The organism is Nocardia acididurans (assembly GCF_016741815.1).
Taxonomy (GTDB): domain Bacteria; phylum Actinomycetota; class Actinomycetes; order Mycobacteriales; family Mycobacteriaceae; genus Nocardia; species Nocardia acididurans.
In genome coordinates this window covers 187765-213263 of the sequence record NZ_JAERRJ010000008.1, presented here as the reverse complement: position 1 = coordinate 213263, position 25499 = coordinate 187765, and the positions used below count along the sequence as shown (strand labels likewise).

The following is a 25499-nucleotide window of genomic DNA, read 5'->3' as shown; positions in this document are numbered from 1 at the left end:
GCAACCCCTGTATCTTCGAATGTTGTGGCCTCCTACCTGCATGAAGGTTTGGTCGAGCTATTCCGGAACCGGCCCGAGCTGGCGGCCGGTTACCTCGCCGAAGTGTTTCGTATCCCCCTGCCGCCCTATGTGGGCGCGCGGGCGGAGTCGGGCGACGGCACCGGTACCGAACCGGAGGAATGTCTCGGCGATACCGCTGTTGCGCTGATCGACGAGTCGGGTACGCCGGTGGCGGGGATCGTGGTGGAGGTGCAGCTGCATCGCGACGAGAGTCGCCGGTGGTCGTGGCCGACCTTCGTCGCCACGCTGCGGTCGCGACTGAAGTGCCCGGCCTATCTGCTGGTCGTGTCGCCGAAATCCGATGTCGCCGAATGGTGTTCGGCCGATATCACGATGGGCCACCCCGATTGGGTGCTGCGCCCGCTGGTGCTCGGCCCGGATACCATTCCGGTGGCCGACGCCGACTCCGTCCTCGAGATTCCCGAGCGCGCGGTGCTGCCGTCCATCGCGCACGCGGAAGGCCCGAGCGCCGAACACGTGCTGTCCACGCTGTTCGCGGGTATGAGCCGGGTGGGTGAAGCCCGTGCCGGCATGTTCTACGACGTCGTCTACGCGGCACTGCCGGTCGAAGCGCGCCGGGAGCTGGAGATCCAGAAGGGCAAGATCCAGGGTCGGGCGCGTTCGGTGCTGATCGTGCTCGACGCCCGGGGCATTCCCGTGCCCGACGATATTCGCGCCCGCATCCTGCGCTGCGGCGAACTCGGCCAGCTCGACGACTGGCTCCGGCAGGCGGTGTCGGCGGGCGACATCGAGGACCTGTTCGTCTGACGCGCTACGAGATCGGTTGCGCGGTGGGATGGTCCACTGCCCGTCGAGAATCGCTCGTCGCGGCCGATGCGCACGGCTCCGGGAGCGTGACCACTCACAGTGGCCTTCGCGCATCGAAATGCGCGACAGCACCGGACAATTCGAGGTGCACCTGGTCGAGACCGGCATCGGCGAACCACTGCGCCAGATCGGTGGCCGTACCGCCGGGACCGAAAACCCCGGCCAGCCCCATCGCCGTGGCGGCCACGGTGCCGCGCGGGTGTGCGCCGCGCACGATGCAATCGCCGAACAGGCGGCCGCCGGGTTTCAGCACGCGCGCGAGTTCGCGGACCGCCGCCGCGGGATCGGGCAGGCAGTGCAGGCCGTTGAGGGTGAGCACGAGATCGAAATGGCCATCGGAGAACGGCATTCGGTGGATGTCGGCCTCCACGAAGTCGATATCGGTGAGGCCGAGGCGGTCCGCCTTCTCCTCGGCGCGCTCGAGCATGCTGGGGGAGATGTCGGCGGCGATGTAGCGCAGCCGATGATCGTGGGGGAGCGCGTCCAGGGCGATGCCGCCGCCACAGGGCACGTCCAGTACCGCCGTGCCGGGCGGAAGATCCTGCAGCACTTCGAGATTGCGATAGACCAGGCGCGCATCCGTGCCGAACAGCGCCCAGCCGACCGGGCGGGCCAGCGTCCGGTGTTCGATGCCGGCGTTGTAGAGCGAACCCCACACGGCTTCGAAGGCGCGGTTACGCCACAGCGTGGAGGGGTTGATGCGGGGGAGTTCGAGCATCTTCATCGCAGCGAGCCTTCCGAAACGAGGAGCCGCTCCCGGGCAGGTACGGGAGTCCCGGCCTGGAGTCCATGGTCCTCTCCTCGGCCGGAAAACCAGACCGGTACGGCTGGGAAATCCGCTGGCAACCCACTGGGAAACGATCCCGCCTCACCTGTGTTGCGGTTGGATGGACATGGCCGCGCGGACGCCGGAAAGTGCCAGGCTGAAGGCATGAAACTCAACGTAGAGCAGTCGGGCACACCGTTCTACGACGCGGGGAAGGCGCCACCGCGGGAGGCCGCCGCCGAGCTGGCTTCACAGGCTGTGGTGGTCGGGGAATCCACCGCGGGCGAATCTCCGGCAGCGCCCCCGCCCGATGCCCTGCCCGATCTCACCATCGCCCTCGATCGCAGCGTCAACTCCGAGAACGGTCGCGAAGAGTTCCGGTTGATGCGGCGCATCGGATACGACGACGACTCCCCGGGCGGAGTGGGACCGATCCGTGTGCCCGGCGATCTGAAGAACTGGACCACCGACCTCACCTCGGTGCCGGCCTTTCTCACCTGGCTGGTTCCCAAGACCGGCGCTCATCTGCCCGCCGCGATCCTGCACGATGGACTGGTTCTCGGGAAGAACGATGAGCGGGAGCACAAGGGTCGCGGCTACGGCTACATCGCGTCCCGGGACATCAATCGTGACGAGGCCGACCGCATCTTCCGCGACGCCATGGCCAAGACGGGCACCGGCGTCATCCGCAGGTGGATGATCTGGGCCGCGGTCACCACCGCCACCATGCATCACGGACGCCAGGTCGATTGGAGTCTGGTCCGCACGTGGCACTACCGAATCGCGCTCTGGGGCACCGTGCTGGCGATCGTCGTGCTCGGAATCTGGTGCACGCTCGACATCCTCGACTGCGGGGGAGTTCCCGGTGTGCCCTGGATCGGTGAGGATCCCTGGGAAGGGTTGCTCGGCGGATTCGCGGGTGCGGTCGTGATTCCCTTGGCTCTCGGCTCGACCTGGGGCACATTCCGGGTGGCCGGATGGATCATGGGACCGCTGTTCGCCTTGATCGTTCCGGCGATAGTGCCGATCGTGGTCATCGGCCTGGCTGTCGTGGGAGTCGACCAACTGCAGAAATGGCGACCGGAGGTGGCGAAGGCGCTGGCGTTCGTGTTCGTGGCACTCGCTCTGGCCGTCTTCATCGCCTCCTGGTGGCTGGCCTGACCTGGCGCAGCCAGGCAGCGGCGCGCTCGGACAGGATCCGCGCCAGCTCCACCGGAGCATCCCGCGCCACCAGGTGCCCGGCCCCCGGCACCCGGGTGACGGCCACGCGAGTGTTGGCGGCGCACAACCGATCCACGTCCGCATCACGCAGCGGTGACTTCTCCCCGCCGCGCACGACCAGCACCGGCAGCGCCAATGCCGCTGCCGTGGTCAGCAATTCGGCCCCTGCGGCCATGATGTCCTCCGCGAAGGCGGCGTCGGGCTCGTACAGGCCGCGCTCGACGAGCCAGGGCCGCACCCGATACAGATCCGGCGCGGGCACCACATCCACCAGCACCAGACCGGAAACCCGCTGTGCGACAGCGGGCTCCGCGAGCGCTCCGATGGCGGCGAAACCGCCCAGCGACGCCCCCACGACAACCATCGGCGCGGGTTCGCGTACGACTATTCGCTCGACGTCATCGATGAACTCGCGCAGTGTCGACAGCCGTCCCGAGCTCTCCCCGTGCCCGCGCTGGTCGTAGGCGACGGTGCGCCAGCCGTCCCGGGCCAGCAGTTCCGCGATCGGCGTCCACACCTCGCGCCGTTCCTTCCCCGCGTGCAGCAGCAACACCGTCGGCCCGGCCCCGGTTTCCGTGCCGCGCAACGTGACATCGCCCAGCTCGAGCGTGATCTCACCCATCGCCGTGCCTCCTACCTTGATCTGTCCAGGTAGCCTAGATCCGCTTACCTTGTCAGGTCAAGGTAAAGTTCTACAGGTGACCACCCCGAGAACCCGCAGATCCCCCGACGAGGCCCGCCGCGTAATCCTCGACGCGGCAAGAGATCTGCTCGCCGAAGGCGGGGTAGCGGCAGTACAGGTTCGCGTGGTCGCCACCCGCGTCGGCATGACCGACGCCGGGATCACCCACCACTTCCGCAATCGCGACACCCTCCTCGCCGAACTCCTCCGTCACGGCGGCCGCCAAGTCCGAACCGCCCTCGACGACGTCCTCACCGCCTGGCTCGGGCGCGGCGCAAACCTGCTGGAACTAGTCGAATCCCTCCACTCGCTCTACGCCACCGGCTACGGCGAACTCGCCGCGGCCCTGCACGCGGCCGGCTGGCGCGACCCAGGCAGCGGCATGCTCACCCCCGTCGTCGACGCCCTCCACAAGCTCCGCCCCGACGGGAGCTCGCTCGCCGACACGCGCCACGCGGTGGCGGCCCTCCATCAGGCGATGGCCACAGACTCCCTCTACGGCAACGACTTTCGCCGCACGGCCGGACTGACCGGCCCCGACACCGCCGCACACATCCGCTGGTGGGCCCGGCAACTCCACCTCATCCTCGGCATTCCGGAGTAGCTGAGGACTACTTGTTGCTTCGCCACCATAGAAACCGGCCTCCTCTGGTCCACCGGCATACTGCCCTACTGAATCAGCGAGCCCGAAGTTCGGACCGCGCCTTCGCGAACCAGGCCTGCGTGTCGACCAGCCCGGCCTGAATGTCCTTGCGGGCGCCGTTGAACCCGAACAGATTCCCGGCGTAGCGGGTCAGCACCGACCCCTCGGGCTCGTCGAGTTCCTCCAGCATGGCGGCATCCTGCAGCAGGTAGGCAACGGCAGCGAGATCGCCCTCCGCCCATTCCGACCGAACCGCCTCCCAGCCGTTCTGTTCGACGGTCCGTGCCCGCTCGACAAGCGCCGCGCGCAGATCATCACGGTCTGCGTCACTCACCTGCCGCGTCTTGAGATGGTCCCAGTTGACTCGCTCGGATCCGGCCACACCCAACCCCTTCTCTCGTTCCGACCATCTTCTCATTGACGCGGATTGGTACGGGCGTACATGCGAGCACAGTTTTTCGAGTGGTTCCGTTGGAGTATCGTTTCGTTTGGCGCAACCAAACGTAAACGTATTAATCTCAACGTTTTCAAGCGAGGGGGCCAAGCCTGACCTCCGATAAGGTTCACTTATCGGGGGTCAGAACGTCGAGAGATCGGTTGTGGCGGTTTGGGTTTCGTTTCGTGTTGTTCCGTTGGGAATGACGAAACCAACGCTACGATTTGGCGGGTGACGAGCATTTGCAACTATCCGGGGTGTACGAAACCGATTACTCGGGGCGGAGGGCCGGGGCGGCCGTCGGAATACTGTGAGCATCCCGAGCACACGCGGTGGCGGGCTTGGCGGGAGCGGCAGCGACGGCAGCAGGCCGAGGAGGAAGTGTCGGTTGCGAACGTCACTGTGACGCAACAGGGTCCGGTTACCGTGGCTCGTTTGCGCGCCGATGAGCTGCTGGTGCAGTTCCGTGGGGTGGCCGATCAGTTGGGCGCGACCCTGAATGCGGCGGTGGCCGAGCTGTCGACGCTCGCCGATCCGGCGGTGGCCGAGGCGCAGGTGCAGGCGGTGCAGGCGGACGCGGCGCGGCGGATCGCCGAGGCGGAGATGGCCACCGTGGCGGCGGAGCAGCGGCGGCGGGAGGCGGAGGAGGCGCGGGCCGCGGCCGAGGAGGCGGCCGAGGATGCCGCGGCGGTGGCCGAGGGGGCGGATGCGCGGATCGCGGAGGCGCTGGCGGCGCGGGATGACGCACTGCGTGAGGTGGAGCGCGTGACCAAGCAGGCGGCCGATGACGTGTTCGCGGCGCGGAGTGAGGCGGAGGCGGAAATCCGCACCGCGCGTAGGGAAGCCGCCGACGAGGTGGAGCGGATTCGGGAGCAGGCCGGGGAGGAGATCACCCTGGCTCGGTCCAAGGCTGCCGCCGAGAGCGAACAGGTGCGCCGGGATGCCACCCAGCGGATCACCGCGGCCGGCGCGGAACGGGATCTGGCCGTGCAGCGGGCGGCGGATGCGGAGCGCGCGATCGAGCGGGCGGAACAGGCTGTCGCCGAACGCAATCAGGTGGTGAGCGAGACCCGGGACGAGCTGCGCCGGGCGCGGGCGGAATTGGACGCTGTCAGGTCCGAGTTGTCCGAGGTTCGCCGGGTGGCTGCCGAGGATGTGGCCGCGGTGCGGGCCGAAGGTGCTGCCGCGCTGGAGAAGACGCGTCAGGAGGCCGCCGAACGCCTGTCCGCGCTCGACGACGCGCGGACGCAGACGCTGGCGCGGGCCGAACGCGCGGAGAGCCAGCTCGATGTGCTGCTCGCCGCCCAGGCCCGACCGGTCGCCACGAAGGGGCAGCAGGCCACGGCGTGAGCCCGCCGGATCGGCGGTCAAGCCGGTCTCGGACACGCCAGGGGGTACAGCTTCGGGGGCTTACGGTGCGGCTTGCTCGAACTGCCGCGCCGGGGCCGTACCCGGAGTATCGTCTCGGCCCAGCACCATCCGGAGCTGCGGATGAACTCCCCGGAAGTCCGTTCGTTGTTCGCGGTAAGGACTACGGGCGCGCGTGACGGCGATGGCCGGAATTCGCACGCTTGGAAGGAATCTGGCATCACAGCCGAAACAGACTGCGGCGACCGGAAACCCGGCGGTAGGAATGCTGGCTTCCCGCGCCGGTCGGGCGCACCGGTCCTCTCGACCGACAGCCGGATGCCGGGTTGGCCGAAATCCGCAGGGGGACTGGGGCAAAGGGGAGGGGACGGTTATCGTAGCGAGTGTTGTTCCGAGGTGGGTTTCTGGTGGTGGAGACGAGATTTCATCTGCAAAGAACGAGCCAGACCGTTCCGCTTGCTGGGCGGAAACCGGTATCGTCAACTGGAAACACTCCACCGCCCGGGGGCGATCTGGAATGATCTTCGATCGTTATTCGGCCGGACCGCGGGATGCCCGTGTGATCACCGACCGCTGGTGCACCGAAAGGTATAGGTGACAGGTGAACATCGACACCATGCGCGCTATGCAATCCCGGCCGAGCGTCGCACGCACTTACAACTACGTACTGGACGGCCGTGACAATTACGGGCCGGACAAGGAGCTCGGCGACGCTTTCATGAGCGACCTGCCCGGTTCGGAAGCCCTCGCGATCACCAACCGGTCTGCGATGATCCGTGCGGCGAAGGCTCTCGCGGACGCCGGAGTGCACCAGGTGATCGATATGGGATGTGGGCTGCCCGCCGAGCCGAACGTTCACCAGGTCATTCGCGAGCGGGATCCGCAAGCCCGGATCGTCTACGTGGACAACGATCCGTTCGTCGTGGCACACGGCCGCGCGCTGCTGGCGATCGACGACAGCATCGTGGTCATCGAGGCCGACGTGCGTGAGCCGGAGAAGATTTTCGAGAACCCCGCCGTACAGCGCCTGATCAACTTCGACGAGCCGGTCGGCATCCTGTTCAGCGTGGTGCTGAGTTTCGTGGCGGACGAAGAGGGCCCGGCCGGGATCGTACGCTTCTGGACCGAGAAGATCCCGCCCCGCAGCGTGGTCTACATTTCACACTTCCGCCCCGGTGTCTCCCGCGAAGCGGCCGCGACCGAGCGAAAGATCCAGGAGGCCTTCGGCGGTCGTTTCCGCGACGACAAGGGCATCCTCGACTGCTTCGGCGATCTGAAGCTGCTCGACGACGGCCTGACGCCGTGCCGCCAGTGGCATCCGGAACCGGGCTCGCCCTCGGTCGAGGAGAAGCCGCTCACGAGCTGGGAAGAACTGGTTGTCGCGGCGATCGCCGAAAAGGGCTGACGCGCCGCTCAATGCACGAACCACCCGCTGGCGCCGACGGCAACGTCGGCGTCGATGCGGGGCGCGTGCTGATCGAAATACAGCTTCGACGTGAGCTCGGCGCGGCTGCGCACCTCGAGCTTGCCGAAGATCTTCTTGATGTGATCGTCCACGGTGTGACTGGAAAGCGTTAGCGCCCTGGCGATTTCCCGTCGCGTGTACCCGCCGGTCAGCAGCCGCACGATCTCCCGCTCCCGCACGGTCAGCCCGTAGGCGTCGGCCACCAGTTCGGCGATCTCCACCGGCCGGGCCGGTTCGATGATCACCGAGATCCGGCGCGCGTCCGCGTGCAGCCGTTCCGCGTGCAGGGTGAGCCAGCGCCCGGTGCGGGTGCGCACCCGGCTGCGCACCGGCGTCACCCCCGCCAGCACGCGGTGCCCGACCGCGGTGACCGCGTACGGAATCCGGTGTGCCGCATCGGTACTGTCGTCGATCTCGGCCAGCCAGGCCGCCGCCCCCGCCGTCGCGTCGATGATGCCGAGCGAGTCGTCCAGCAGGAGCAGCCCCGGCCCGTTGCGGCACTCGCCGAGCGCGATCTCGGTGAGGACCATCTCCCGCCGCAGCGCGGTGGCCACCCCGGCGGTGGACTCCTCGATCACGCGGACCTCCCCGGCACTGAAGTCGGGAGAATCGCTGCCGCGCAACAGGATCAGCGCACCCCAGATCCCCGAAGAGGTGGTGAAGGTGGCGCGCAGTTCCTGTCCGATGCCGCCGGGCGTCAGTACCTCGCGATAGCGCTGGCTGCGTTCCCGGTCCCCGGCCGTGGCCCGATCCAGGGTGTCCACGCGCAGCCCGGCCCGCGACATGGCCGGCCAGGTGAGCGCGTCCTCCCCGCGCGCCTCGATCTCCAGCAGGTGCGGGATGAGGTGCAGCGCCACCCCGGACTCGTGGTATCCGCCGGTCGGCAGCAGCGAGGCCGGGTCGATGGTGAGCGCGTACCAGGCGTCGAACGGCACGTAGTCGCCGAGCTGGGTGGCGACGGCGCGCTCGAGCGCGACCGCCCCGGAGGTGGTGCGGCACAGTTCCTCGATCGCGCCGGTGAGCGCTGCTGCGGACGCGGCTTTGGCCATGATCGCAGTATCCGCCTCGGACGGCCCGCGCGGCGACCCCCGATTCCGGGGATGGCGGCGCACCCGCGCCGGCGCGCACCGTGGACACCATGACCATTACCGGAGACGCGTCGCTCCAGGACTTCGCGGGCCACCTGCTGCGACCCGGCGACGCGGAATACGAGCGGGCCCGGCGCGTCTGGAACGGCGCCATAGACCGCAGGCCCGCGTTCATCGCCGCCTGCCACGGCACCGCCGATGTCGCGGCCGCGGTGCGGTTCGGGGTGCGCCACGAGCTGCCCCTCGCCGTGCGCGGTGGCGGGCACAGCATTCCCGGGTTGTCCGTGTGCGAGGGCGGCCTGATGGTGGACCTGTCGCCCATGAAGGGCATCCGGCTCGACGGCGATCGGGTGCGGGTGGAGCCGGGCGTGCTGTGGCGCGAACTCGACGCGGCCACCGAGGCGCACGGGCTGGCCGTGCCGGGCGGCGAGATCTCGCATACCGGCGTCGCCGGGCTCACCCTCGGCGGCGGTGTCGGCTGGCTGTCCCGGCAGTACGGGCTGACCTGCGACAATCTTCTCGCCGCCGAACTGGTGACCGCCGACGGCGCGGTGCTCGAGGTGGACGCCGACTCCGATCCGGAGCTGCTGTGGGGATTGCGGGGCGGCGGCGGCAATTTCGGCATCGTCACCCGATTCACCTTCCGGCTCAACCGGATTCCGGTGCCCCTCTACGGCGGGATGGCGATCTATCCGATCGAGCACGCCCGCGCGGGCCTGCGGGCCTTCGCCGAGCTGGCCGCCACGGCCCCGGATGCGTTGGGGCTCAATGCCGCGCTGATCACCGCACCGCCCGCGCCCTTCATCCCCGAGCCGCTGCGGGGTCGGCTCGTGGTTGCCCTGGCCGCGGCGTACACGGGCGATCTCGCGGAGGGTGCGGCGTTGACCGCACCGCTGCGTTCGGTCGCGCCCGGTGTCGACATGTTCGGTCCGATGCCCTACACCGTGCTGCAGTCGTTGGTCGACGAGGGCGCACCGCCCGGCCTGGCCTGCTATGCCCGCTCGGAATGGCTGCGACCGTTGGACGAGGCCGGTATCGACGCGCTGATCGCCGCCGCCGAGTCCATGACCTCACCGCTGTCGCAGGTGCTGGTGCGTGTGCTGGGTGGCCGGGTGGCGCGAGTTCCGGAGGGGGACACCGCGTTCCGTTTCCGCTCCGCCGATTCGATGGTGACGTTCATCGCGGGCTGGCCGGATGCCGCGGACGCGGGGGAGCCGCATCGCGAGTGGGCCCGGCGCGCCTGGGAGGGGCTGCGGCCGTGGTCGGCGGGCGGCTGTTACGTCAACCATCTCGGCGAGGACGGTCCGGACCGTGTCCGCGAGGCGTACGGCCCGCAGACCTGGCAGCGTCTGGTGGCACTCAAACGCCGCCTCGATCCGGGGAATGTCTTCCAGCTCAACCAGAACATTCCCCCCGAGGGCTGAGCGTCACGCGGGCGTACGCCTCAGCGGGGCGTGCGCCACATCGGCCACAGCGGCGGGCCGCCCTCGGTGACGTCGAGTTCGCCGCTCTTGTCGAACCCGAACCGCTCGTAGTAAGGGACATTGTCGGGCTTGCTGGATTCCAGGTAGGCCGGGACGCCCTCCGCGTCGCACCGGTCCAGCCGGGAGTTCAGCAGCGCCTGCCCGTAGCCCTTGCCGCGCGCCGAGGGCAGCGTGCCGATGAAGGCGAGATACCAATGTGGTTCGCGCGGATGGTGTTCGGCCATCCGCTCCGACATCTTGGCGGCGTTCATGACATTGCCACGGAAGGCGCGCACCAGCGCCGGCATGCACCGCAGCGTGGTGAGCTGGGAGGTGTGCCAAGTCCCGGGCGAGGCCCACACCGCGGCGCCCACCATGGCCCCGGCGTCGTCCACGGCGACCTCGACGCCGCCGTGTCGCAGGAATTGGTGGCGGGTCAGCGTGGCGAACATGTAGCCGTTGCGCCGTGCTCGGGTGGCGTCGTCGGGGAGGAGCCAGGTGGCGATGGGATCGTCCTGGAAGGCGAGGCCGAGGACACGACCCAGTTCCGGGATGTCGGCGGCCTGCGCCGGCCGCACGGTGAGGTCCATGTGCCCACGGTACGCGCCATGATCGGCGGCGCGGGGCGACTGAGATCAGCGTTACGGAACCACCGTCGGCGCGGTTACACGAACGGTTCGCTGAACAGTCCCTTCAGCGGTGATTTCACCGGCAGCGGTGGCAGAGAGTCCCTGTGTCCCTTGCTGATCGAGCAGAATTTGAACGGCCCGTCGGAGTGGAACAGTTCGGCCATGTGCGGGTCGGCGTGATCGAGGAACCAGATGCTCAAGCCGGTGCGGGAATCGGTGCGGAGGGATTCCCAGGCCCGCCACAGGCAATCGAGGCGGGCGACGGCTTCCGCGTGTTTCCACCATTCGGGGCACCAGACCCGGCGCGCATGGTCGGTGACGTCGCGCCGGTAGACCAGGCTCAGATAGTTCTCGACGAATTCCACGACGGACCCATAGACCATGGGCTGCCCGTTGTCGCCCTTCATGCCTCCATTGAACCGCCGGGGGCTTGGTGGGTCCTTGTCATTTCCTTGTGGGCCAATGTGGTTCGCAGTGTGTTGCTCGCGGTGGCATCATGGGTGGGAATGATCGTCGCCGTATGCCGGGCCAGATGCAGCCGGTGCAGCGTCCGGAATGCCAGCTCACGATCGAAATCAACCAAACTGCCCGGGAATCCGGACTTCTGGCGGATCTCGTCGATCTGCAGGTGATGCCAGGCGGCGTCTCCGGCCAGCAGAATCCAGCCGCGTTCGGTGTGTGCGAGAACCCCGATGCTGCCGGGGGTGTGCCCGGCCAGATCCACCAGGATCACGCTGCCGTCGCCGAACAGGTCGTGACTGCGGGTGAAGGTGAGCACCGGCGGTCCGTCGAGGTCGTATTCGACGAGGGGACGGTCGAGCAGGGAATCGCGGACGCCGCCCACGGGTGCGATCGGACCCGCCGAGATCCACCGGTGTTCGTCGCGGTGCAGGTGGACCGGCAGTCCGGGCAGGTCCAGCAGCCCGCACACATGATCCCAGTGGGCATGCGTGGGGAGTGCGAAATCCGGTGCGGGCAAATTGGATTCGTTCGCCAGCGCGGCGACGGTGGACAGGGTTCCCGGGGGCGGGCTCACCACGGCCCGCAGGACGCCGGGCAGCTGCGCGATGGCCCGGCGGCGGTAGTCGTCGCAGACGCTGGGGTCGACGAGGAAGGTCGCCTGCGGGTGTTCGATCACGAAGGTGGTCAGGGCATTGCCGATGTGCCGTGGCGTGAACAGGCCCTCCACGATCATCGGGGTGGGTACCGGTCGTGTCACCTGTTCGAGTGCGCGCACCCGCACGGTGCTGCGCGGGCTGGGCAGCCCGGCGTCGGTGATCGAACGCAGGAACCTCTGGTCGGCCGGTTTCGGCCGGACCATGCCGTGCACCAGTCCCGCTGCGGCGGAACAGCATTCGAGCAAGCTGGGGGTGTGCGCCGATGCGGGCATGTGCCACTCTCCGATCATGTTCTCGGTCCGCGGTGCTTGCGCCGCCGCGGCGATCGGTGGAACGTTAATACTTCACGTCGACATGAAGTAAAGAGGCGAATCGTGACCACAGCGCAGCTCCTGCGAATCGGTGATGCCGCAGCCGTTCTCGGGATGGAGGCGCATGTGCTGCGGCACTGGGAGTCGATGGGACTGTTGCATCCGCCGCGCAGTGCCTCCGGCCATCGCGTCTACGACGAGCAGACCTTGGACCGGGTCCGGATGATCCGCATCCTGAAGCGCGCGGGGTTGTCGCTGGAGCAGATCCGGCGGCTGGGCACCGCCGACCACGCCGATCGCCGAGATCTCGTCGCCGACAAGCGCAGCGAGATCCAGGAGCGAATCGCGGTGTTGCGCAATACCGAACGTTTCCTCGCGCACCTGCTGGAATGCCGTCATCCGGTGGTGCGGGATTGCCCGGAGTGCGCGGGGTTCGCGGCCGGCGGGAACGGTGCGCGGGCCGAGGCGCCGGCGTAGCTCAGCGCACGGCCAGGACGATCAGCTGGGTGAGCTGCCGGTCGGCGAAGTTGTCGTCGCTGACCAGGAGCAGGGTGCGTTCCCCCGACGGGAGGTTCGGCCCCCAGGTCATGCCTTCCAGATTGTCGATGGCGGGCAGGCCGAGGTCCGCGAGGTCCACCAGCAGGCGCTTGGTCACCGGACGCGCGCCGGTGGCGGGCGCGTCGAGAATATTGGTCGCCGCGCTCGTGTCGATCTCGTAGATGCGGATCTTGTTGCCGACGCCTTCGACGAAAGCGCGTTCCAGGACAAGGTATTCGGTGGGTTCGAGGGAATCGACGGCGAGTAGGGACGCCACGCCGTTGCCGCCCGCGCCCGGGGCGAAGACCGGCTCGAGCGGGTAGGCGTACTGGGCGAGCAGCGGTCCGAACCGGGCCTGCACGGTGATGCGGGTGGTCGCGCCGGTGTCGGCGGTGGCCTCCGGACCGTCCTGCAGCAGTGAGCTTTCCACGGCGGTGACGAACAGGGTGCCGCCCGCGGCGAAGGTGGCCGCCTCCAGGACGCCGTTGCGGCGCGGGCCCGAATCCGGGCGCATGCGTTCGTTGCCGGGGATCGGGAGCTCGCCGGCGAAGCCGCCGTCGGGGCGGGCGATACGGACCGAGGGATCGGCCAGCACCGTGTCGGTGCGGTCGCCCTCCTGGGTCCAGTAGTAGTCGCCGGTCCACGGGTCGACGCGGATTTCCTCGGGGTCGACCGAGTTGGCCGGGTAGGTCGCGTCGTCGGCGGCACGCAGGGCGTGGGTCGCCGTGAAGGTGACCGGGCCGAGTCCGTTGCCGTCCAGCGGGATTCGCGCGGTGTAGAAGCGGGCGGGGTTCTTGGCGGAGCGGTCGTCGCTGAGCAGGACGTATTCGCCGGTGCGCGCCACGTAGTCGATGCCGGACAGGCCGCCGACGGTGGTGCCCTGGAAGTCGACGCCGTGCGCGATGACCTGTTCGCCGAGTAACCGCACCCCGGCCGGGTCGGCATGCGCGGGAACGGTGCTCACGGCGAGGGCGGACAGGGCGAGCAGGCAGGCGTAACCGGGTCGGGCCATGATCGACAACGTATCGCCCGCGCGGCCGGCGTGCGCGGTAGCGTCCGGTGAACCTTTGCTGAACGGCGACCCGTTCAGGCGACAGAGTCGTTGGCGGTCACCCGGATTCGTGCACCGTGTGCCGGAACATGGGTGATGTTGCGGATACGGGCGCGTTCGGTGCGTCCGTCCGCGGGCAGGTGCAGGGTGAATCGGGTGAGGATCTCCCGCAGCACCGCCGTGCCCTCCATGAGCGAGAAGCCCGCGCCCAGGCAGCGCCGCACGCCACCGCCGAACGGCAGCCAGGTGTTCGGCCCGACCGATCCGTCCAGGAAGCGCTCCGGCCGGAATCGTGCGGCGTCGGCGAAATTGCCGGGACTGCGATGCGCCAGCAGGATCGAGGTGGAGACGACGGTGCCGCGTGGCAGGTCCAGCCCGCCGATTGTCATGTCGCGCGTCAGCATTCGCCCCGTGGCGGCGATGACCGTGCGCCGCCGCATGGACTCCTTCATGACCGCCTCGAGGTATTTGTCGTCTCCGTCGTGCGCCGCCCGCCGCGCTTCCCGCTGGATATCGGGGGCGGCGGCCAGCTCGTGGCAGGCCCACGACAACGCCGACGCGGTGGTCTCGTGCCCGGCCAGCAGCAGGGTCACCAGCTGATCCCGCAGTTCCGCGTCCGACAGCGGCGTATCCGAGGGCTGCTCGCCCGCTCCCACCGCCAGCAGCCGGGACAGCACGTCCGCGCGGCGGTCGAGATCCGGATGCGCCCGCCGCTCCCCGATCTCCGCGTACAGCAGGGCGTCGATGGCGTTCTGATTGTCGCGGAACCGTTTCCACGGCCCGTGCTGCTGCAGGCGCGGATACTTCCACCCGAAGAACACCAGCGGGTTCACGGTGACGATCCGCCGCAGCCGGGGCGCGAGTTCGCCACGCCGCCGCTCGTCGGTCATCCCGAACACCACCTGCATGATGACATCGAGTGTCAGCTCGTTCATCCGATCCAGGGTGTGCACGGTCGAGCCGTCCGCCCACCCATCCACATGCGCCTTGGCGACCGCCTCCACCAGGGTGCGATACCCCCGCAGCGACGACCCGGCGAACGCGGGCATCAGCAATCGCCGCGCCCGCGCGTGCTCGGCCTCATCGGTCAGCAGTACCGAATGCTCGCCCATGATGTGCACCAGCAGCCGATTGCCTTCCCCGGCATGCAGATCCGCGGGATCGGCGGCGAAGATCTCCCGAATGTGCTCCGGCCGCGAGAACACCACCACGCGATCGGCATACGGTGCCACCATGCGCAGGGTGAACGTGTCCCCGTAGCGCCGGGCCGCCGAATTCAGCAGCAGTCCACGCTGTTTCGCGTACAGGAAGGTCTGAACGGACCTGGGCAGCGGCGGGCCGGGCGGGAGTGCGGTGGTCACGACGATCCCTTCGCATGGGCCGCGGCATCGCGGCGGGCTGCTGAATGCCTGCCTCCCAGCCTAGAACGCGGTGACGGCGGCCGGACCGGGAAAAGCGGTCATCCCCTCGGCACGGCCGCGGCGCAGCGGCGGGCCAGGGTGTCGATCTCGGCGACGAGTTCGGGGGGACCGGTGACGGTGAAGTCGGTGTCGATGGAGGTGATCATCCAGGACAGCGCCCAGGGTGTGTCCGCGCCGAGGTGCAGCAGACAGCTGTGGTCGTCGACGGCCTCGAGCACGCCCATGCCCGACCAGATGCGGTCGGCGAGTGCGGCGGCCGAGCGGTGCAGGGTGACGGTGGCGCGGCAGGGCCAGGAGTCGATGGACAGCCGGCGGGAGAGGTAGGCGATCACGTCGCCGTCGGGCGGTTCGCGCGGCGTGAAGCGGGGTCCGGTGGGGATGCGCGGGTGGAGGCGGTCGACGCGATAGGTGCGCCAGTCGCCGGCCGTGGGATCCCAGGCGACCAGGTACCAGTGGCGGTTGAAGTTCACGACGGCGTGCGGTTCGGCTTCCTTGCGGGATCGGCGGCCCGCGTGATCGGTGTAGTCGAAGCGCAGTCGTTCGTGCCGGTGGCAGGCGTCGGACAGCGCGAGGAGGGTGTCTGGTTCGACGCGGGGTGCGCCGGGCTCGATGGGGACCATGCTGCGTTGCAGCGCCTGCAACCGATGTCGCAGCCGCGAGGGCATCACCTGCTCGAGTTTGGCGAGCGCGCGCAGGGACGCCTCTTCGATGCCGGTGATGGTGCCGCCGGCGGTGGTGCGCAGCCCGACCGCGACGGCCAGGGCTTCCTCGTCGTCGAGCAGCAGCGGAGGGAGGGTGGTGCCGGCGGCGAGGCGATAGCCGGCGGTGCCCTGGACGGCGTCGACCGGGTAGCCGAGCTCACGCAGGCGGTCGATATCGCGACGTACCGTGCGGGTGGAGACGCCCAGGCGATCGGCGAGGTCGCCACCGGACCAGTCGCGATGGGTCTGCAGCAGCGACAGCAGCCGGAGCAGACGGGCGGAGGTTTCGAGCATGCCTTCAGAGTGCCATCTCATTAGGACAGAACTTGGCCTAAGGGGGTCCTACCTTGGAGCTATGACGAACATCGCGCCTTTCCGAATCGATATCCCGCAGCACGAGATCGACGATCTGAACAACCGTCTGGCCAACACCCGGTGGCCGGACGAACTGCCCGGCGTCGGCTGGAGCTACGGCATCCCGACCGGCTATGTCCGCGAGCTCGCCGAGTACTGGGCCACCGGTTACGACTGGCGCGCACACGAGGCGCGGTGGAATCGATTCCCGCAGTTCGTCGCCGACATCGACGGGCAGCAGGTGCACTTCATGCATGTGCGCTCACCCGAGCCGAATGCGCTGCCGCTGGTGCTGATCCACGGCTGGCCGTTCGAGGATTTCACCGAGATGATCGGGCCGCTGACCGATCCGCGGGCGCACGGCGGCGATCCGGAAGATGCCTTCCACCTGGTGATTCCGAGCCTGCCGGGCTGTGGCTTCTCCGGACCGACGCGCAGGCCGGGCGACGGTGCGACCGAGCGTGCCGCCGAGCTGATCGCGAAGCTCATGGCCGAACTGGGATACGAGCGGTACGGCACGCAGGGCGGTGACGCGGGCTCGTTCGTCGCGCCGGGGCTGGGCCGGATCGACACCGGCCACGTGGTCGGCGTCCACCTCAACGATCCGATCACCATTCCGGCCTGGGACGACGACGGCTCCGGCTACAGCGACAGCGACCGGGAAAAGCTGGCGGCGCTGCAGGATTGGAGCAGCAACGAGACCTCGGGCTACGCGGGCATGCATTCGACCCGGCCGCAGACCCTGGCTCCGGCGATGTCCGATTCACCGGCGGCCATGCTGGCCTGGATCGTGGATGTCGCCAAGACCTACTGCGATCCGGCGGCGGAGGTTCCGACCGATTCGATCGACCGCGACATGCTGCTGACCAATCTGTCGGTGCTGTGGTTCACCAATACGGCCGGGTCGTCGATGCGGCTGTACAAGGAATCCCAGCAGTGGGGTGCGGATCTGCCGAATTCGGGGGTGCCGACCGGGGTGGCGGTCTTCCCCAGCGGTTCGGTCATTCGCGGGATCGCCGAGAAGCAGAACACCGTCGTGCACTGGTCGGAGTTCGATCGCGGCGGGCATTTCGCGGCGATGGAAACCCCTGATCTGCTGACCGTCGACGTGCGGGAGTTCTTCCGCAAGCTGCGCTAGCGCCGGGTCCTCGCGGCGGTGCGAAAGGCGGTGTGGCGCGGTGCGCCGCACCGCCGATTCCGCTGTCCGCGACTAGGCCGCGCGCAACGCGCCGACCAGGCGCGCGGTCACCGGTGTGGGTACGCCGTGTCGTGCGCCCGCGCGCAGCACCGCGCCGCCGATGGCATCGAGTTCGAGCGGCCGTCCAGCCTCGGCATCGCGCAGCATCGACGATCGGGCCTCGGGCAGGAACGTGTCGTAGCGGGCGAGGACCTGGGCGGGGTCGTTCGGCCCGCCGCTGGCGTGGCTGACCGCGCTCACCTCGGCCACCAGGGCGGTCAGCTCGTCGCGATGCCGAATTCGCACCTCTCCCAAGGGGAGTGTGTAGCGGGTGGTCAGTAGCGCGAACGGTGCGAGGAACGAGAGTTTGGCCCACAGTGCCGCTGTCTCGTCCGCCAGTACCCGGGTGCTGACCCCGGCTTTCCCGAACGCGAGTTCCCACTCCGCCAGCCGAGCTCGCGGCACCCCGTCTCCGGTCAGATCTATCTCGGTGAACGGACTCCCGTGCTCGATCACTCCGGGCGCGACTCGGGTGGACTCCACCCGGATGATCGCCGGAGCCACCCGGTCCGCCCCGTACCGCGCCCGCAGCGGTGCCGGATGCTCGACGCCGTTGAGCAGCGGAACGACGAGTCCGTCCCCGAGCGCCGTCGCGGGCACCCGTGCGAGGCTCTCGTCCAGACTGGTCTGTTTGACCGCGATCAAACAAGCGTCCACCGGTTCCCGCAGACTCTCCTGCGCCTCCACAGCGGTGGCGAATTCCCCGAACTGCCCGCTGCGCACCAGGATTCCCTCCTTGCGCAGCGTCTCGACCGTCTCCTTCCTGGCCAGACAGATCACCCGATGCCCCGCCCGCGCCAGCAGCGCGGCCAGCAGGCCGCCGACACCACCCGGCCCGAGCACCGCCACCGTCAATTCCTCATTCGTCATGACGTGTCATTCCTTTCCTGGGTCGGCCCCGAACAGGTGGCCGCCTCCCACGAATCATGACATTCTGTGGACGATGGAAGATATTGAGGGCCAAGGCATCTTCCGAAGTCTTGGCGATTGATGTATCAACCCTTGATGCGATTCGCAGGCATGCGAACGCGAGTATGGGATGATGGCACCGGGGCCGGCAACGGGCAGCGTGAGCACAGATGACTTTCGAACCATCCGTACTGAAACACGAACGAGGCGAGTTCCACAAAGCGATGGAGCACGCCGGCACAGTCGAGTCCATGCTCTGGACTCACCGCAACTGCCTCGAGGGCGACGGCGTCACCACCGAATCCTGTGGTCGCCGGGCATTTCTGCTGGAACTGTGCCGCGCCAACGGCTGGAGTTTTCCGGGCGTCAACCCCACCGCCGAGCCGGGACCGCAGCGGGCGCGCGTCCGGCAGCGTCACAATTCTTCCCGGCGGCGCGACTAGCCCGGCTCCGCCTCACCGGCGACTTCGGCCCGCAGCAGCTCGGCCCCGGGCCCGCCGAGTCGATGCAGGGTGGCGGTCCGCCCGGTGAGCAGCAGCAGCAAATCCGCCGTACTTCCGCGTACCGCAGTGCCGTCCCCGGCGCTCCACCCGCTGTCCTCGGCAATCAATCGGTAGTCGGCGAACCGTTTCCGCGCGTGAAAAGGCGCGCCCATCGTCCACACCCGACGCACCGCCGTCTCGGCCGCGGCGACCGGCATTTCGCAATCGATTCCCAGCGGGATCGCAATGTCCTGAATATGGACCAGCAGATCCATCAACCGATCCTCGGCGGTGGTTCCGAGGGGCGTGAACCGGGAATCCGCGGTCGCGCGAAACAGCGCGAGCAAAGTGGCGGTCGGCGTCTCGTCCGCCAGCCGGATCGCGGTCTCGTGTGCGCCGCGCGCGATATTTCCGCGCGCGCGAATCACATTGACGAGGATCCAGCGCAGGGAGGCTCGTGTGGCCAGAATCAGGTGCGCCACCACATCGCGCACCCGCCATCCCGCACACAGTGACTCCTGATCCCATTCCGCTTCCCCGAACTGCGCCAGGACCAGGGCCAGTGCCCGCCGCTCCGAGGCCACCGCGGCCCAGACATCGTCGTCCCGTACCGAATTCGACATCGCTCGCACTCCTTCGTTGGTGATGCCGAAACGGTAGAAACTCCACCCGGGTGGAGTTTCAAGCCGATGTGACCTACGCCACGAAAAGGCCGGGAGGTTCGAGCGCCCCGGCGAGCATGGCCAGCGGATTCAACCGATCGGCCCCGGGCGGCGCCCAGGAGTAGCGATGCCATTCGAAATGCAGATGCGGGGCGACTCCGCCATTGGTCATGGGGTTCGGGTTGACGCGGCCGATGCGCTGCCCGGCCTCCACGCGCGCGCCGTGTGGGACTTCGCGAATGATGTGGCCGTAGACGGTGGTGCCGCCGCCGTCCTCGGTCGGATGATCCACGACCAGCCAGCCCGCCGGGTCCGGACCGCCGAATCCCGTTGCGGCCCCGGAATAGACGACCGTCCCGCCCTGCGAGGCGTAGATGGGTTCGTTGCCGCTGCCGCCGACGCGCCCGAAGTCGACGCCCCAGTGAAAGCCCGGGTGCCGCGGCCCGAATCCGGAGGTGACGACGCGACCGGGGGCCATGGGCCAATATCTGGGTGGAGCCATACCATCCGCCTTGTCGCCGGTGAGCCGAACCGGCATCCTCCACTCAACCACGGCGAATCAGCCGCGCGAAACCGTTCCGGTATGAATGTGCGCATGCGTTGGAAGGATCGTGGGCCACGATGGCGGGTAACGGTTTTCGTGCTGGCCCTCGGGTGGCTGTTCAGTACCGCGTGGACGGTCGGCTGGCTGGTGTCGGACGGTTCGCCCGCGCCCGCGCCGATGGTGCACGGTGATCAGTCGATGACGCGCAGGTAGGCGGCGCCGCGCGGCGCGATCCGGTAGCCGGTGTCCAGACTGTGCGTGAGGCCCAGGTTCTTGAGCTTGCGGATGTCGAGCTTGAGCGAGTCCCTGTCCCGGTCGAGCAGCAGCGCCAGATCCGCCGCCCGCAGACTGGCATTCGCGGCGATGGCGCGCAGCACGGGCGCTGTCCACGGACCTCGGCGGCTGGCCCTGTCCAGCCGTGCCAGTGCGGCGGTGATCTCCGCGACCTCCGCTTGCGACAGCACGGCCCGCTCACTGAGCGCGTCACGCTCGTCGGGACCGGCACCGCGGACGGTGATCCGGAAGATCTGGTCGGCCGCGGCGCCGCGGAACGCCGCGAAAACAGCGGCAGCATCGCGCTCTCCGGCAGCGCGCGCGGCCTCGTCCGTAATATCGCTTGCCGCAACCGGTTCCACGGCCACGATCTCGATGATTCCGGCACTCGTACGCTGTGTGCCGCCCGCCCGCACCCGCGCAACCGACCACCGTCGGAAGACGTGAACCACCTCTCCCGACGCGATCGCACGTGCCACGCGGTCGGTGAACATCACAGCCCGACTCTACCGGCGAGGACCCGCCGGATGATCAACACCGAATCGGGAATCCGTCCCGCCGTCCAACCCCTCCTGCGCGAGAAATTCAGCCGCCCCTCGTATTCGAGGGCACGGCGGCACACAGGAGGCATGCAGCTTCAAGATCCCCCGAGCCCGCCGCTCACCCTCGACATAGGAATCCTCGCAATAGTCATCGATCCAGCCCATGAGTTGTCCTCGAATCATCAGTGCCACAGCGGTTCCGTATCTCCAGAACACCCCCGCGACCTCGCATGGACAACCTAAAATGGATCAACCAACGAGATTGATCCGTTCGCGCAGCAGGCAATCCGCAAGGCCCGGACGTCGCATCCGAGATCGGCGGCTTCCACATCCAGAAAATCCGGTTCCACCATCCGTATTCGGGAGTGTCGCCATGGCCGAGGTGGGTTCAACGGTTCCGCGCCGACAACTGGGCCGATACCTGCGAGAACTGCGACAGCAGTCCGGAATGACCATCGCCGAGGTGGCCAAACGGATCGAACGTGGGGCGACTACCCTGCAACGCCTCGAAACCGGACAGGCCGACCGAATCCGGCTGTGGGACATCGAAGCGCTCTGCCAAGTCCTCGGCGCCGACGCGACGGAGACCGAAGCCCTCAAAGGGCTTGCCCAGCAGGGCAATATGAAGGGCTGGTGGCACGAGTACGGTGACCTCATCCCTGCCAACTTCGACGTGTACATGGGTTTGGAGGCCGCTGCGGTATCGCTGACCAGCTATCAGGAGTTGGTGCCGGGTTTGGTGCAAACTCCGGACTACGCCCGCGTCCTGATCAAGCAAGCGCTGCCGCGCACCGGCGAGCCGGAAATTGCTCGGCGCGTGGAGATGCGCATGCACCGGCAGATCCTGGTCAACCGCCGTGCGCAGCCGATCCTCTACGACGTGGTCCTCGACGAATCGGCCGTGCACCGTGTGGTCGGCCATCGCAGGATCATGGCCGCCCAACTGCGCCATCTCGCGGACGTGAGCACAAGGCCGAACGTGACCCTGCGGATCCTGCCCTATACCGCCGGAGTGCCGCTCGGCGAGCTGAGCGGACCCTTCAGCGTATTGAACTTCGACGACGCCGACTCCGGCGAGCCGGAGGTCGTGTATGTCGAAAGCTACACCGGTGCACTGTATTTCGACGACGCCGACTCGGTGGAACGTTATCGTGAGGCACACCGGGCGCTGCGACAGGTAGCGTTGGATCCGCAGCGCAGCCGAGACCTACTGCGCCAAGCCGCAAGGGAGTACGACCGTGAACGGTGAGAATTCCGCACCCCGATGGTTCAAGAGCACCCACAGCGGCGGCACCCAGGACTGCGTGGAGATCGCCCACCTCGCCCACGGCCGCGTAGGCATCCGCGACTCCAAGCATCCCACGGGGCCCGCCCTGACCTTTGCCGCCCACGAGTGGGATGCCTTCACCGCCAGTGTGAAAGCTGGATTGTTCGCGAGGTAGGTAGCGGCGGGGATGGCCGGCGATTTTCGGGACGATCGGATCGGAAGTGCGCTGCGCGGCGCGAATCCGACTGTGTTGCGGCGGATGTCGGCCGGGTTCGCGGCGATCGGAGATGTGCAGTTCCTACCGGGATATATGGTGCTGCTGGCGGATGAGCCAGAGGTGCGGCGGCTTTCCGATTGGCCGAGGCGCAGGCGTCTCGACTTCCTGTCGGATATGGATCGGGTGGGGGAGGCTGTCGAACGGGTCTGTGGCCGCATGGATTCGGCTTTTCGGCGGGTCAATCTGGAGATTCTGGGGAACACCGATCCCTTCCTGCACGCGCATGTGTGGCCACGGTACGAGTGGGAGCCCGCGGAGCTGGTGGGCGTGCCGGTGTGGCGTTATCCCGACGAGAAATGGGCCGACCCGCGGTTCGCGCTCGGGCCGCAGCACGAGGCACTGCGCCGAGCGCTCGGCGCCGAACTGGATCGGCTGGGCGGGCGGTTGTCGGGGTGCCGATGAATTCCGGGCGTATGCGTCGTCGGTAGTTCTGAATGCGCCGCAGCGGTGTTCGGCGCTGCCTGGCGACGAATCGGACGGATGGGTGGAGACGCTATGAGTGGCATCCGGGTGTTGGTGGTGGGGGCGAGTATCGCGGGGCCCGCGGTGGCTCATTGGCTGCGGCGGTTCGGGGCCGAGGTGACCGTGGTGGAGCGGGCAGAGGAGTTGCGGCCGGGTGGGCAGGCGGTGGATGCGCGTGGGGTCACCAAGGAGGTGATTCGGCGGATGGGGTTGGACGCGGCGGTGCGGGCGGCACGGACGGAGACGGCGGGGGCGCGCACCGTGGATGCGGACGGGCAGGTGCTGGAGAGTTACAGCGTGGACGATCATGGGGGCGACGGGTACATCGCGGAGATCGAGATTCTGCGGGGGGATTTGTCGCGGGTGCTGTACGAGGACACTCGTGCGGGGGTCGAGTACATCTTCGGGGATCGCGTCGTCGAGCTGACGCAGGACGCCGACGGGGTGGATGTGGTGTTCGCGAGCGGGGATCGGCGGCGATTCGAGCTCGTGGTGGGAGCGGATGGATTGCATTCGGGGTTGCGCGCCATGGTTTTCGGGCCGCACGAGGAGTTCGTTCGGCATCTCGGGCTGGTGCTGGCCTTCTACACGGTGCCCAACGAGTTCGGGCTCGATCGCTGGCTGATCGACCATCAGGCGGTCGGGCGGTCCGCGGGATTGCGGCCGATCCGGGACGCCACCCAGGCGATGGCCATATTCTCTTTCGCCGCAGGCGATTTCGAAGTCGACCACCGGGACGTCGAGGCGCAGAAGAGGTTGCTGCGGGAGCGGATGGAGGGGATGGGGTGGTTGACTCCGCGGATCCTGGCGCATCTGGCCGACACTCCGGACTTCTACCTCGATCAGGTCGCGCAGGTGGTGATGGACAGCTGGTCGAGCGGGCGAGTGGCGCTGCTGGGGGACGCGGCGTTCAGTTCGTCGCCGATGTCGGGGCAGGGGACCGGGCTGGCCCTGGTCGGCGCGTACCTGCTGGCGGGCGAATTGGCTGCCGCCGGATGGGACCCGAAGGTCGGATTCGCCGCCTACGAGGAACGGATGCGCTCGTTCGTCGAAGCCAACCAGGAGATCGGGCGGCTGCACGCGAGCAGCCTGATCCCGGGGGCGGACGCCGAGACGAGCATGGACCCGCACGCCGAATGGTTCGCGGAACTGATCGACCGCGCGCTCAACGGCGTCGAGCTGCCCGACTACTCGGTTTGAGACTTTTCCCCAGCCCACCAGCAATTTCGTGCCAAAGTCTACTTAGGATCTTCAATGACACCATGAAGGCATGACCATCGACGAGATCATCGCATTCCTTGAAGGACTCGACGGAGTACTGGCACTGAAGCCGGGACCGGGCGACGGCACGCCGGAGATCGCCTGGGGTGACGCCTTCTTCTACTACGCACCCGATGGGCGGGTGCCGACCAATGTTCAGCCGTTCGCGACGATCGTGACGAAGGATTATCCCGACGACACGGGATCGCGACTGGATCGCCCGGACGCCTTCCGGGTGAATGTGCACGCTGGGCGGGAAGCGTTCGTCCGGGCGACCGGGTACTCGCCACGCGAGATCCCCGAGGTCGACTCGAGCGCCATCGATACGGTGCTACCCCATCCGCTGTACAAGAGCGCCGGATGGCTGGCGGTGGTGAACCCCGGGCCCGCGACGCGAGAAACCCTGCTGGAGTTGATTTCCGACTCGCACGCCCGCGCGCGGGCACGCTACGAGCGCGACGCAGGCTGAGGTGAACCCCGGCCATATACTGGGCGGTCTGCAATACCGAACGAGCATGCCGCAGCAACCGCGGAGTTGACGAGACAGGGACTTCGTGGAGCTACGCGATATCGAGATATTTCTGACCTTGGCCGAGGAACTGCACTTCCGGCGCACCGCCGAACGATTGCGGCTGACACCGGCCAGCATCACGCAGTCGATCCGCAAGCAGGAGCGGCAGATCGGTGCGCTGTTGTTCGAACGCACCAATCGCAGCGTGCGGCTCACCGCCGTCGGCGAACAGCTGCGCAGTGATCTGCGGCCGGTCTACCTCGAACTCGAGGACAGCGTGCGGCGCGCCAAACTGGCGGCCCGCCGCACGACCGTCGAACTACGAGTCGGCCTGCTGCCCTTCAACACCGGCACACTGCGCGACTACTGGTCCGCGTTCCGCGGGCGGCACCCGGAATGCGCGTTGAGCATTCATCGCGCGCCGTTCGCCGACACGTTCGGCGCGTTGCGTGCCGGGGTTTTCGATGCGCTGGTGGTGTGGCTGCCGGTCGAGGAACCCGATCTGACCGTCGGCCCGGTGCTGTTCACCGATGAACGCCGGCTGGCCGTCAGCGAGGATCACGAACTGGCGGACGCGCCGTCGGTATCGGTCGAATCGTTCGCCGACTACCGGCACGCCGTCGGTCCCGATATGCCGCCGGTCTGGGAGGCGGCCTACCTGCCGTTCGTCACGCCGAGCGGGCGGCCGATCGAGCGCGGGCCCGCCGTGACCACCAGCGACGAGCTGATCAACCTGGTGACCAGTGGGGAGATCGTGCACGCCTTCCCCGCGCACGTGACGGAATACTGGGCGGTACCGCACATCCGGTGGCTGCCCGTCACCGATCTGCCGCCGCTGCCCTATGCGCTGGTGTGGCGCAGCGCCGCCGAGAGCGAGCCGCTCCGGCAGCTGGCGGCTGTCGTCGCCGACCTCGCCGCACCTGCGGCATAG

The 25499-nt window shown here is 68.1% G+C and carries 30 protein-coding genes; 16 read left to right on the top strand and 14 right to left on the bottom strand.

Going from position 1 to position 25499, the window contains the following annotated elements:
- Positions 1–102 precede the first annotated feature (102 nt).
- A complete protein-coding gene (locus JK358_RS21940) occupies positions 103–828 on the top strand; it encodes a hypothetical protein (RefSeq protein WP_307817666.1) in 726 nt (241 codons plus the stop codon).
- Positions 829–922: 94 nt separating this feature from the next.
- On the opposite strand, the gene JK358_RS21935 is transcribed toward JK358_RS21940, so the two are convergent.
- The gene (locus JK358_RS21935) at positions 923–1612 is read right to left on the bottom strand and encodes a class I SAM-dependent methyltransferase (RefSeq protein ID WP_232851671.1); all 690 of its coding nucleotides are present in this window, start codon (positions 1610–1612) and stop codon (positions 923–925) included.
- A gap of 207 nt (positions 1613–1819) precedes the next feature.
- On the opposite strand from JK358_RS21935, the gene JK358_RS21930 reads away from it, so the two are divergent.
- Positions 1820–2815, top strand: a complete 996-nt coding sequence (locus JK358_RS21930) for a DUF1353 domain-containing protein (protein ID WP_201949677.1) — start codon at positions 1820–1822, stop codon at positions 2813–2815.
- Here JK358_RS21930 and JK358_RS21925 read toward each other — a convergent pair.
- Complete coding sequence (locus JK358_RS21925; RefSeq protein ID WP_201949676.1) at positions 2790–3497, bottom strand: alpha/beta fold hydrolase; 708 nt, start codon at positions 3495–3497, stop codon at positions 2790–2792. The genes JK358_RS21930 and JK358_RS21925 overlap by 26 nt on opposite strands.
- A gap of 76 nt (positions 3498–3573) precedes the next feature.
- On the opposite strand from JK358_RS21925, the gene JK358_RS21920 reads away from it, so the two are divergent.
- Positions 3574–4161, top strand: coding sequence for a TetR/AcrR family transcriptional regulator (locus JK358_RS21920; RefSeq protein WP_201949675.1), 588 nt, complete (start codon positions 3574–3576; stop codon positions 4159–4161).
- A 73-nt stretch (positions 4162–4234) separates the two neighbouring features.
- On the opposite strand, the gene JK358_RS21915 is transcribed toward JK358_RS21920, so the two are convergent.
- Positions 4235–4534 carry a hypothetical protein gene (locus JK358_RS21915; RefSeq protein ID WP_201949674.1) on the bottom strand — a complete coding sequence of 100 codons (300 nt, stop codon included), beginning with the start codon at positions 4532–4534 and terminating at the stop codon, positions 4235–4237.
- A gap of 528 nt (positions 4535–5062) precedes the next feature.
- On the opposite strand from JK358_RS21915, the gene JK358_RS21910 reads away from it, so the two are divergent.
- Positions 5063–5986, top strand: coding sequence for a coiled-coil domain-containing protein (locus JK358_RS21910; RefSeq protein WP_307817665.1), 924 nt, complete (start codon positions 5063–5065; stop codon positions 5984–5986).
- Between the two features lie 634 nt (positions 5987–6620).
- Positions 6621–7409, top strand: coding sequence for an SAM-dependent methyltransferase (locus JK358_RS21905; protein ID WP_201949673.1), 789 nt, complete (start codon positions 6621–6623; stop codon positions 7407–7409).
- Between the two features lie 8 nt (positions 7410–7417).
- Here the strand turns inward: JK358_RS21905 and JK358_RS21900 are convergent, their stop codons facing one another.
- Entirely contained in the window at positions 7418–8518 is a 1101-nt protein-coding gene (locus JK358_RS21900) for a helix-turn-helix transcriptional regulator (RefSeq protein ID WP_201949672.1), read from the bottom strand.
- An 89-nt stretch (positions 8519–8607) separates the two neighbouring features.
- Between JK358_RS21900 and JK358_RS21895 the strand changes: the two genes are divergently transcribed.
- Positions 8608–9981, top strand: a complete 1374-nt coding sequence (locus JK358_RS21895) for an FAD-binding oxidoreductase (RefSeq protein WP_201949670.1) — start codon at positions 8608–8610, stop codon at positions 9979–9981.
- A gap of 20 nt (positions 9982–10001) precedes the next feature.
- On the opposite strand, the gene JK358_RS21890 is transcribed toward JK358_RS21895, so the two are convergent.
- The 3 genes from JK358_RS21890 to JK358_RS21880 all read right to left on the bottom strand — a co-directional run bounded on the left by JK358_RS21890 (position 10002) and on the right by JK358_RS21880 (position 12039).
- Positions 10002–10610: a GNAT family N-acetyltransferase gene (locus JK358_RS21890; RefSeq protein ID WP_201949668.1), complete on the bottom strand. Its 609-nt coding sequence runs from the start codon at positions 10608–10610 to the stop codon at positions 10002–10004.
- Positions 10611–10684: 74 nt separating this feature from the next.
- Positions 10685–11056 carry a DUF4913 domain-containing protein gene (locus JK358_RS21885; protein ID WP_232851668.1) on the bottom strand — a complete coding sequence of 124 codons (372 nt, stop codon included), beginning with the start codon at positions 11054–11056 and terminating at the stop codon, positions 10685–10687.
- Entirely contained in the window at positions 11053–12039 is a 987-nt protein-coding gene (locus JK358_RS21880; RefSeq protein ID WP_201949666.1) for an MBL fold metallo-hydrolase, read from the bottom strand. Before JK358_RS21880 ends, JK358_RS21885 begins: the two co-directional genes overlap by 4 nt.
- 102 nt (positions 12040–12141) lie before the next feature.
- Between JK358_RS21880 and JK358_RS21875 the strand changes: the two genes are divergently transcribed.
- Positions 12142–12555, top strand: a complete 414-nt coding sequence (locus JK358_RS21875; protein ID WP_201949664.1) for a MerR family transcriptional regulator — start codon at positions 12142–12144, stop codon at positions 12553–12555.
- 1 nt (position 12556) lies between these two features.
- Here the strand turns inward: JK358_RS21875 and JK358_RS21870 are convergent, their stop codons facing one another.
- From JK358_RS21870 to JK358_RS21860, 3 genes are all read right to left on the bottom strand, one after another.
- Entirely contained in the window at positions 12557–13627 is a 1071-nt protein-coding gene (locus tag JK358_RS21870; protein ID WP_201949662.1) for an esterase-like activity of phytase family protein, read from the bottom strand.
- A gap of 74 nt (positions 13628–13701) precedes the next feature.
- Positions 13702–15027 carry a cytochrome P450 gene (locus JK358_RS21865; RefSeq protein ID WP_201949660.1) on the bottom strand — a complete coding sequence of 442 codons (1326 nt, stop codon included), beginning with the start codon at positions 15025–15027 and terminating at the stop codon, positions 13702–13704.
- 98 nt (positions 15028–15125) lie between these two features.
- Positions 15126–16082, bottom strand: coding sequence for a helix-turn-helix transcriptional regulator (locus JK358_RS21860; RefSeq protein ID WP_201949658.1), 957 nt, complete (start codon positions 16080–16082; stop codon positions 15126–15128).
- A 61-nt stretch (positions 16083–16143) separates the two neighbouring features.
- On the opposite strand from JK358_RS21860, the gene JK358_RS21855 reads away from it, so the two are divergent.
- The gene (locus JK358_RS21855; protein ID WP_201949656.1) at positions 16144–17280 is read left to right on the top strand and encodes an epoxide hydrolase family protein; all 1137 of its coding nucleotides are present in this window, start codon (positions 16144–16146) and stop codon (positions 17278–17280) included.
- Between the two features lie 72 nt (positions 17281–17352).
- Here JK358_RS21855 and JK358_RS21850 read toward each other — a convergent pair whose 3' ends face one another.
- Entirely contained in the window at positions 17353–18249 is an 897-nt protein-coding gene (locus JK358_RS21850) for a ketopantoate reductase family protein (protein WP_232851667.1), read from the bottom strand.
- A gap of 290 nt (positions 18250–18539) precedes the next feature.
- Here JK358_RS21850 and JK358_RS21845 point away from each other — a divergent pair, with 290 nt between their 5' ends.
- Positions 18540–18731, top strand: a complete 192-nt coding sequence (locus JK358_RS21845) for a hypothetical protein (RefSeq protein WP_201949654.1) — start codon at positions 18540–18542, stop codon at positions 18729–18731.
- Here JK358_RS21845 and JK358_RS21840 read toward each other — a convergent pair.
- Together JK358_RS21840 and JK358_RS21835 are read right to left on the bottom strand one after the other, a co-directional pair.
- Complete coding sequence (locus JK358_RS21840; protein ID WP_201949652.1) at positions 18728–19393, bottom strand: maleylpyruvate isomerase family mycothiol-dependent enzyme; 666 nt, start codon at positions 19391–19393, stop codon at positions 18728–18730. The genes JK358_RS21845 and JK358_RS21840 overlap by 4 nt on opposite strands.
- A gap of 73 nt (positions 19394–19466) precedes the next feature.
- Positions 19467–19934, bottom strand: coding sequence for a M23 family metallopeptidase (locus tag JK358_RS21835; RefSeq protein ID WP_201949650.1), 468 nt, complete (start codon positions 19932–19934; stop codon positions 19467–19469).
- Positions 19935–20027: 93 nt separating this feature from the next.
- Between JK358_RS21835 and JK358_RS21830 the strand changes: the two genes are divergently transcribed.
- A complete protein-coding gene (locus tag JK358_RS21830; RefSeq protein ID WP_201949649.1) occupies positions 20028–20189 on the top strand; it encodes a hypothetical protein in 162 nt (53 codons plus the stop codon).
- Here JK358_RS21830 and JK358_RS21825 read toward each other — a convergent pair.
- Entirely contained in the window at positions 20168–20743 is a 576-nt protein-coding gene (locus JK358_RS21825) for an ASCH domain-containing protein (RefSeq protein ID WP_201950220.1), read from the bottom strand. The two genes, JK358_RS21830 and JK358_RS21825, sit on opposite strands and share 22 nt — an antisense overlap.
- A gap of 421 nt (positions 20744–21164) precedes the next feature.
- On the opposite strand from JK358_RS21825, the gene JK358_RS21820 reads away from it, so the two are divergent.
- From JK358_RS21820 to JK358_RS21795, 6 genes are all read left to right on the top strand, one after another.
- Positions 21165–22040 (top strand): helix-turn-helix domain-containing protein, encoded by an 876-nt coding sequence (locus tag JK358_RS21820; RefSeq protein ID WP_201949647.1) that lies wholly within the window; start codon positions 21165–21167, stop codon positions 22038–22040.
- A complete protein-coding gene (locus tag JK358_RS21815) occupies positions 22030–22233 on the top strand; it encodes a DUF397 domain-containing protein (RefSeq protein WP_201949645.1) in 204 nt (67 codons plus the stop codon). The genes JK358_RS21820 and JK358_RS21815 overlap by 11 nt, the downstream gene beginning before the upstream one ends.
- Before the next feature lie 12 nt (positions 22234–22245).
- Positions 22246–22737 carry an HIT family protein gene (locus tag JK358_RS21810; protein WP_201949644.1) on the top strand — a complete coding sequence of 164 codons (492 nt, stop codon included), beginning with the start codon at positions 22246–22248 and terminating at the stop codon, positions 22735–22737.
- 93 nt (positions 22738–22830) lie between these two features.
- Positions 22831–23997, top strand: a complete 1167-nt coding sequence (locus tag JK358_RS21805) for an FAD-dependent monooxygenase (protein WP_201949643.1) — start codon at positions 22831–22833, stop codon at positions 23995–23997.
- A 70-nt stretch (positions 23998–24067) separates the two neighbouring features.
- On the top strand, positions 24068–24526 hold the full coding sequence (locus JK358_RS21800; protein WP_201949642.1) for a DUF6194 family protein: 459 nt from the start codon (positions 24068–24070) through the stop codon (positions 24524–24526).
- 85 nt (positions 24527–24611) lie between these two features.
- Positions 24612–25499, top strand: coding sequence for a LysR family transcriptional regulator (locus JK358_RS21795; protein WP_201949641.1), 888 nt, complete (start codon positions 24612–24614; stop codon positions 25497–25499).

Coding starts and splice junctions, on each gene's coding strand:
- JK358_RS21825 (WP_201950220.1), bottom strand. CDS start 20,743: ATGTTCACCGACCGCGTGGCACGTGCGATCGCGTCGGGAGAGGTGGTT.
- JK358_RS21905 (WP_201949673.1), top strand. CDS start 6,621: ATGCGCGCTATGCAATCCCGGCCGAGCGTCGCACGCACTTACAACTAC.
- JK358_RS21855 (WP_201949656.1), top strand. CDS start 16,144: ATGACGAACATCGCGCCTTTCCGAATCGATATCCCGCAGCACGAGATC.
- JK358_RS21830 (WP_201949649.1), top strand. CDS start 20,028: ATGCGTTGGAAGGATCGTGGGCCACGATGGCGGGTAACGGTTTTCGTG.
- JK358_RS21870 (WP_201949662.1), bottom strand. CDS start 13,627: ATGGCCCGACCCGGTTACGCCTGCCTGCTCGCCCTGTCCGCCCTCGCC.
- JK358_RS21800 (WP_201949642.1), top strand. CDS start 24,068: ATGACCATCGACGAGATCATCGCATTCCTTGAAGGACTCGACGGAGTA.
- JK358_RS21885 (WP_232851668.1), bottom strand. CDS start 11,056: ATGAAGGGCGACAACGGGCAGCCCATGGTCTATGGGTCCGTCGTGGAA.
- JK358_RS21835 (WP_201949650.1), bottom strand. CDS start 19,934: ATGGCTCCACCCAGATATTGGCCCATGGCCCCCGGTCGCGTCGTCACC.
- JK358_RS21935 (WP_232851671.1), bottom strand. CDS start 1,612: ATGAAGATGCTCGAACTCCCCCGCATCAACCCCTCCACGCTGTGGCGT.
- JK358_RS21880 (WP_201949666.1), bottom strand. CDS start 12,039: ATGCCCGCATCGGCGCACACCCCCAGCTTGCTCGAATGCTGTTCCGCC.
- JK358_RS21930 (WP_201949677.1), top strand. CDS start 1,820: ATGAAACTCAACGTAGAGCAGTCGGGCACACCGTTCTACGACGCGGGG.
- JK358_RS21840 (WP_201949652.1), bottom strand. CDS start 19,393: ATGTCGAATTCGGTACGGGACGACGATGTCTGGGCCGCGGTGGCCTCG.
- JK358_RS21810 (WP_201949644.1), top strand. CDS start 22,246: ATGGCCGGCGATTTTCGGGACGATCGGATCGGAAGTGCGCTGCGCGGC.
- JK358_RS21890 (WP_201949668.1), bottom strand. CDS start 10,610: ATGGACCTCACCGTGCGGCCGGCGCAGGCCGCCGACATCCCGGAACTG.
- JK358_RS21820 (WP_201949647.1), top strand. CDS start 21,165: ATGGCCGAGGTGGGTTCAACGGTTCCGCGCCGACAACTGGGCCGATAC.
- JK358_RS21900 (WP_201949672.1), bottom strand. CDS start 8,518: ATGGCCAAAGCCGCGTCCGCAGCAGCGCTCACCGGCGCGATCGAGGAA.
- JK358_RS21845 (WP_201949654.1), top strand. CDS start 18,540: ATGCTCTGGACTCACCGCAACTGCCTCGAGGGCGACGGCGTCACCACC.
- JK358_RS21895 (WP_201949670.1), top strand. CDS start 8,608: ATGACCATTACCGGAGACGCGTCGCTCCAGGACTTCGCGGGCCACCTG.
- JK358_RS21805 (WP_201949643.1), top strand. CDS start 22,831: ATGAGTGGCATCCGGGTGTTGGTGGTGGGGGCGAGTATCGCGGGGCCC.
- JK358_RS21860 (WP_201949658.1), bottom strand. CDS start 16,082: ATGCTCGAAACCTCCGCCCGTCTGCTCCGGCTGCTGTCGCTGCTGCAG.
- JK358_RS21850 (WP_232851667.1), bottom strand. CDS start 18,249: ATGACGAATGAGGAATTGACGGTGGCGGTGCTCGGGCCGGGTGGTGTC.
- JK358_RS21925 (WP_201949676.1), bottom strand. CDS start 3,497: ATGGGTGAGATCACGCTCGAGCTGGGCGATGTCACGTTGCGCGGCACG.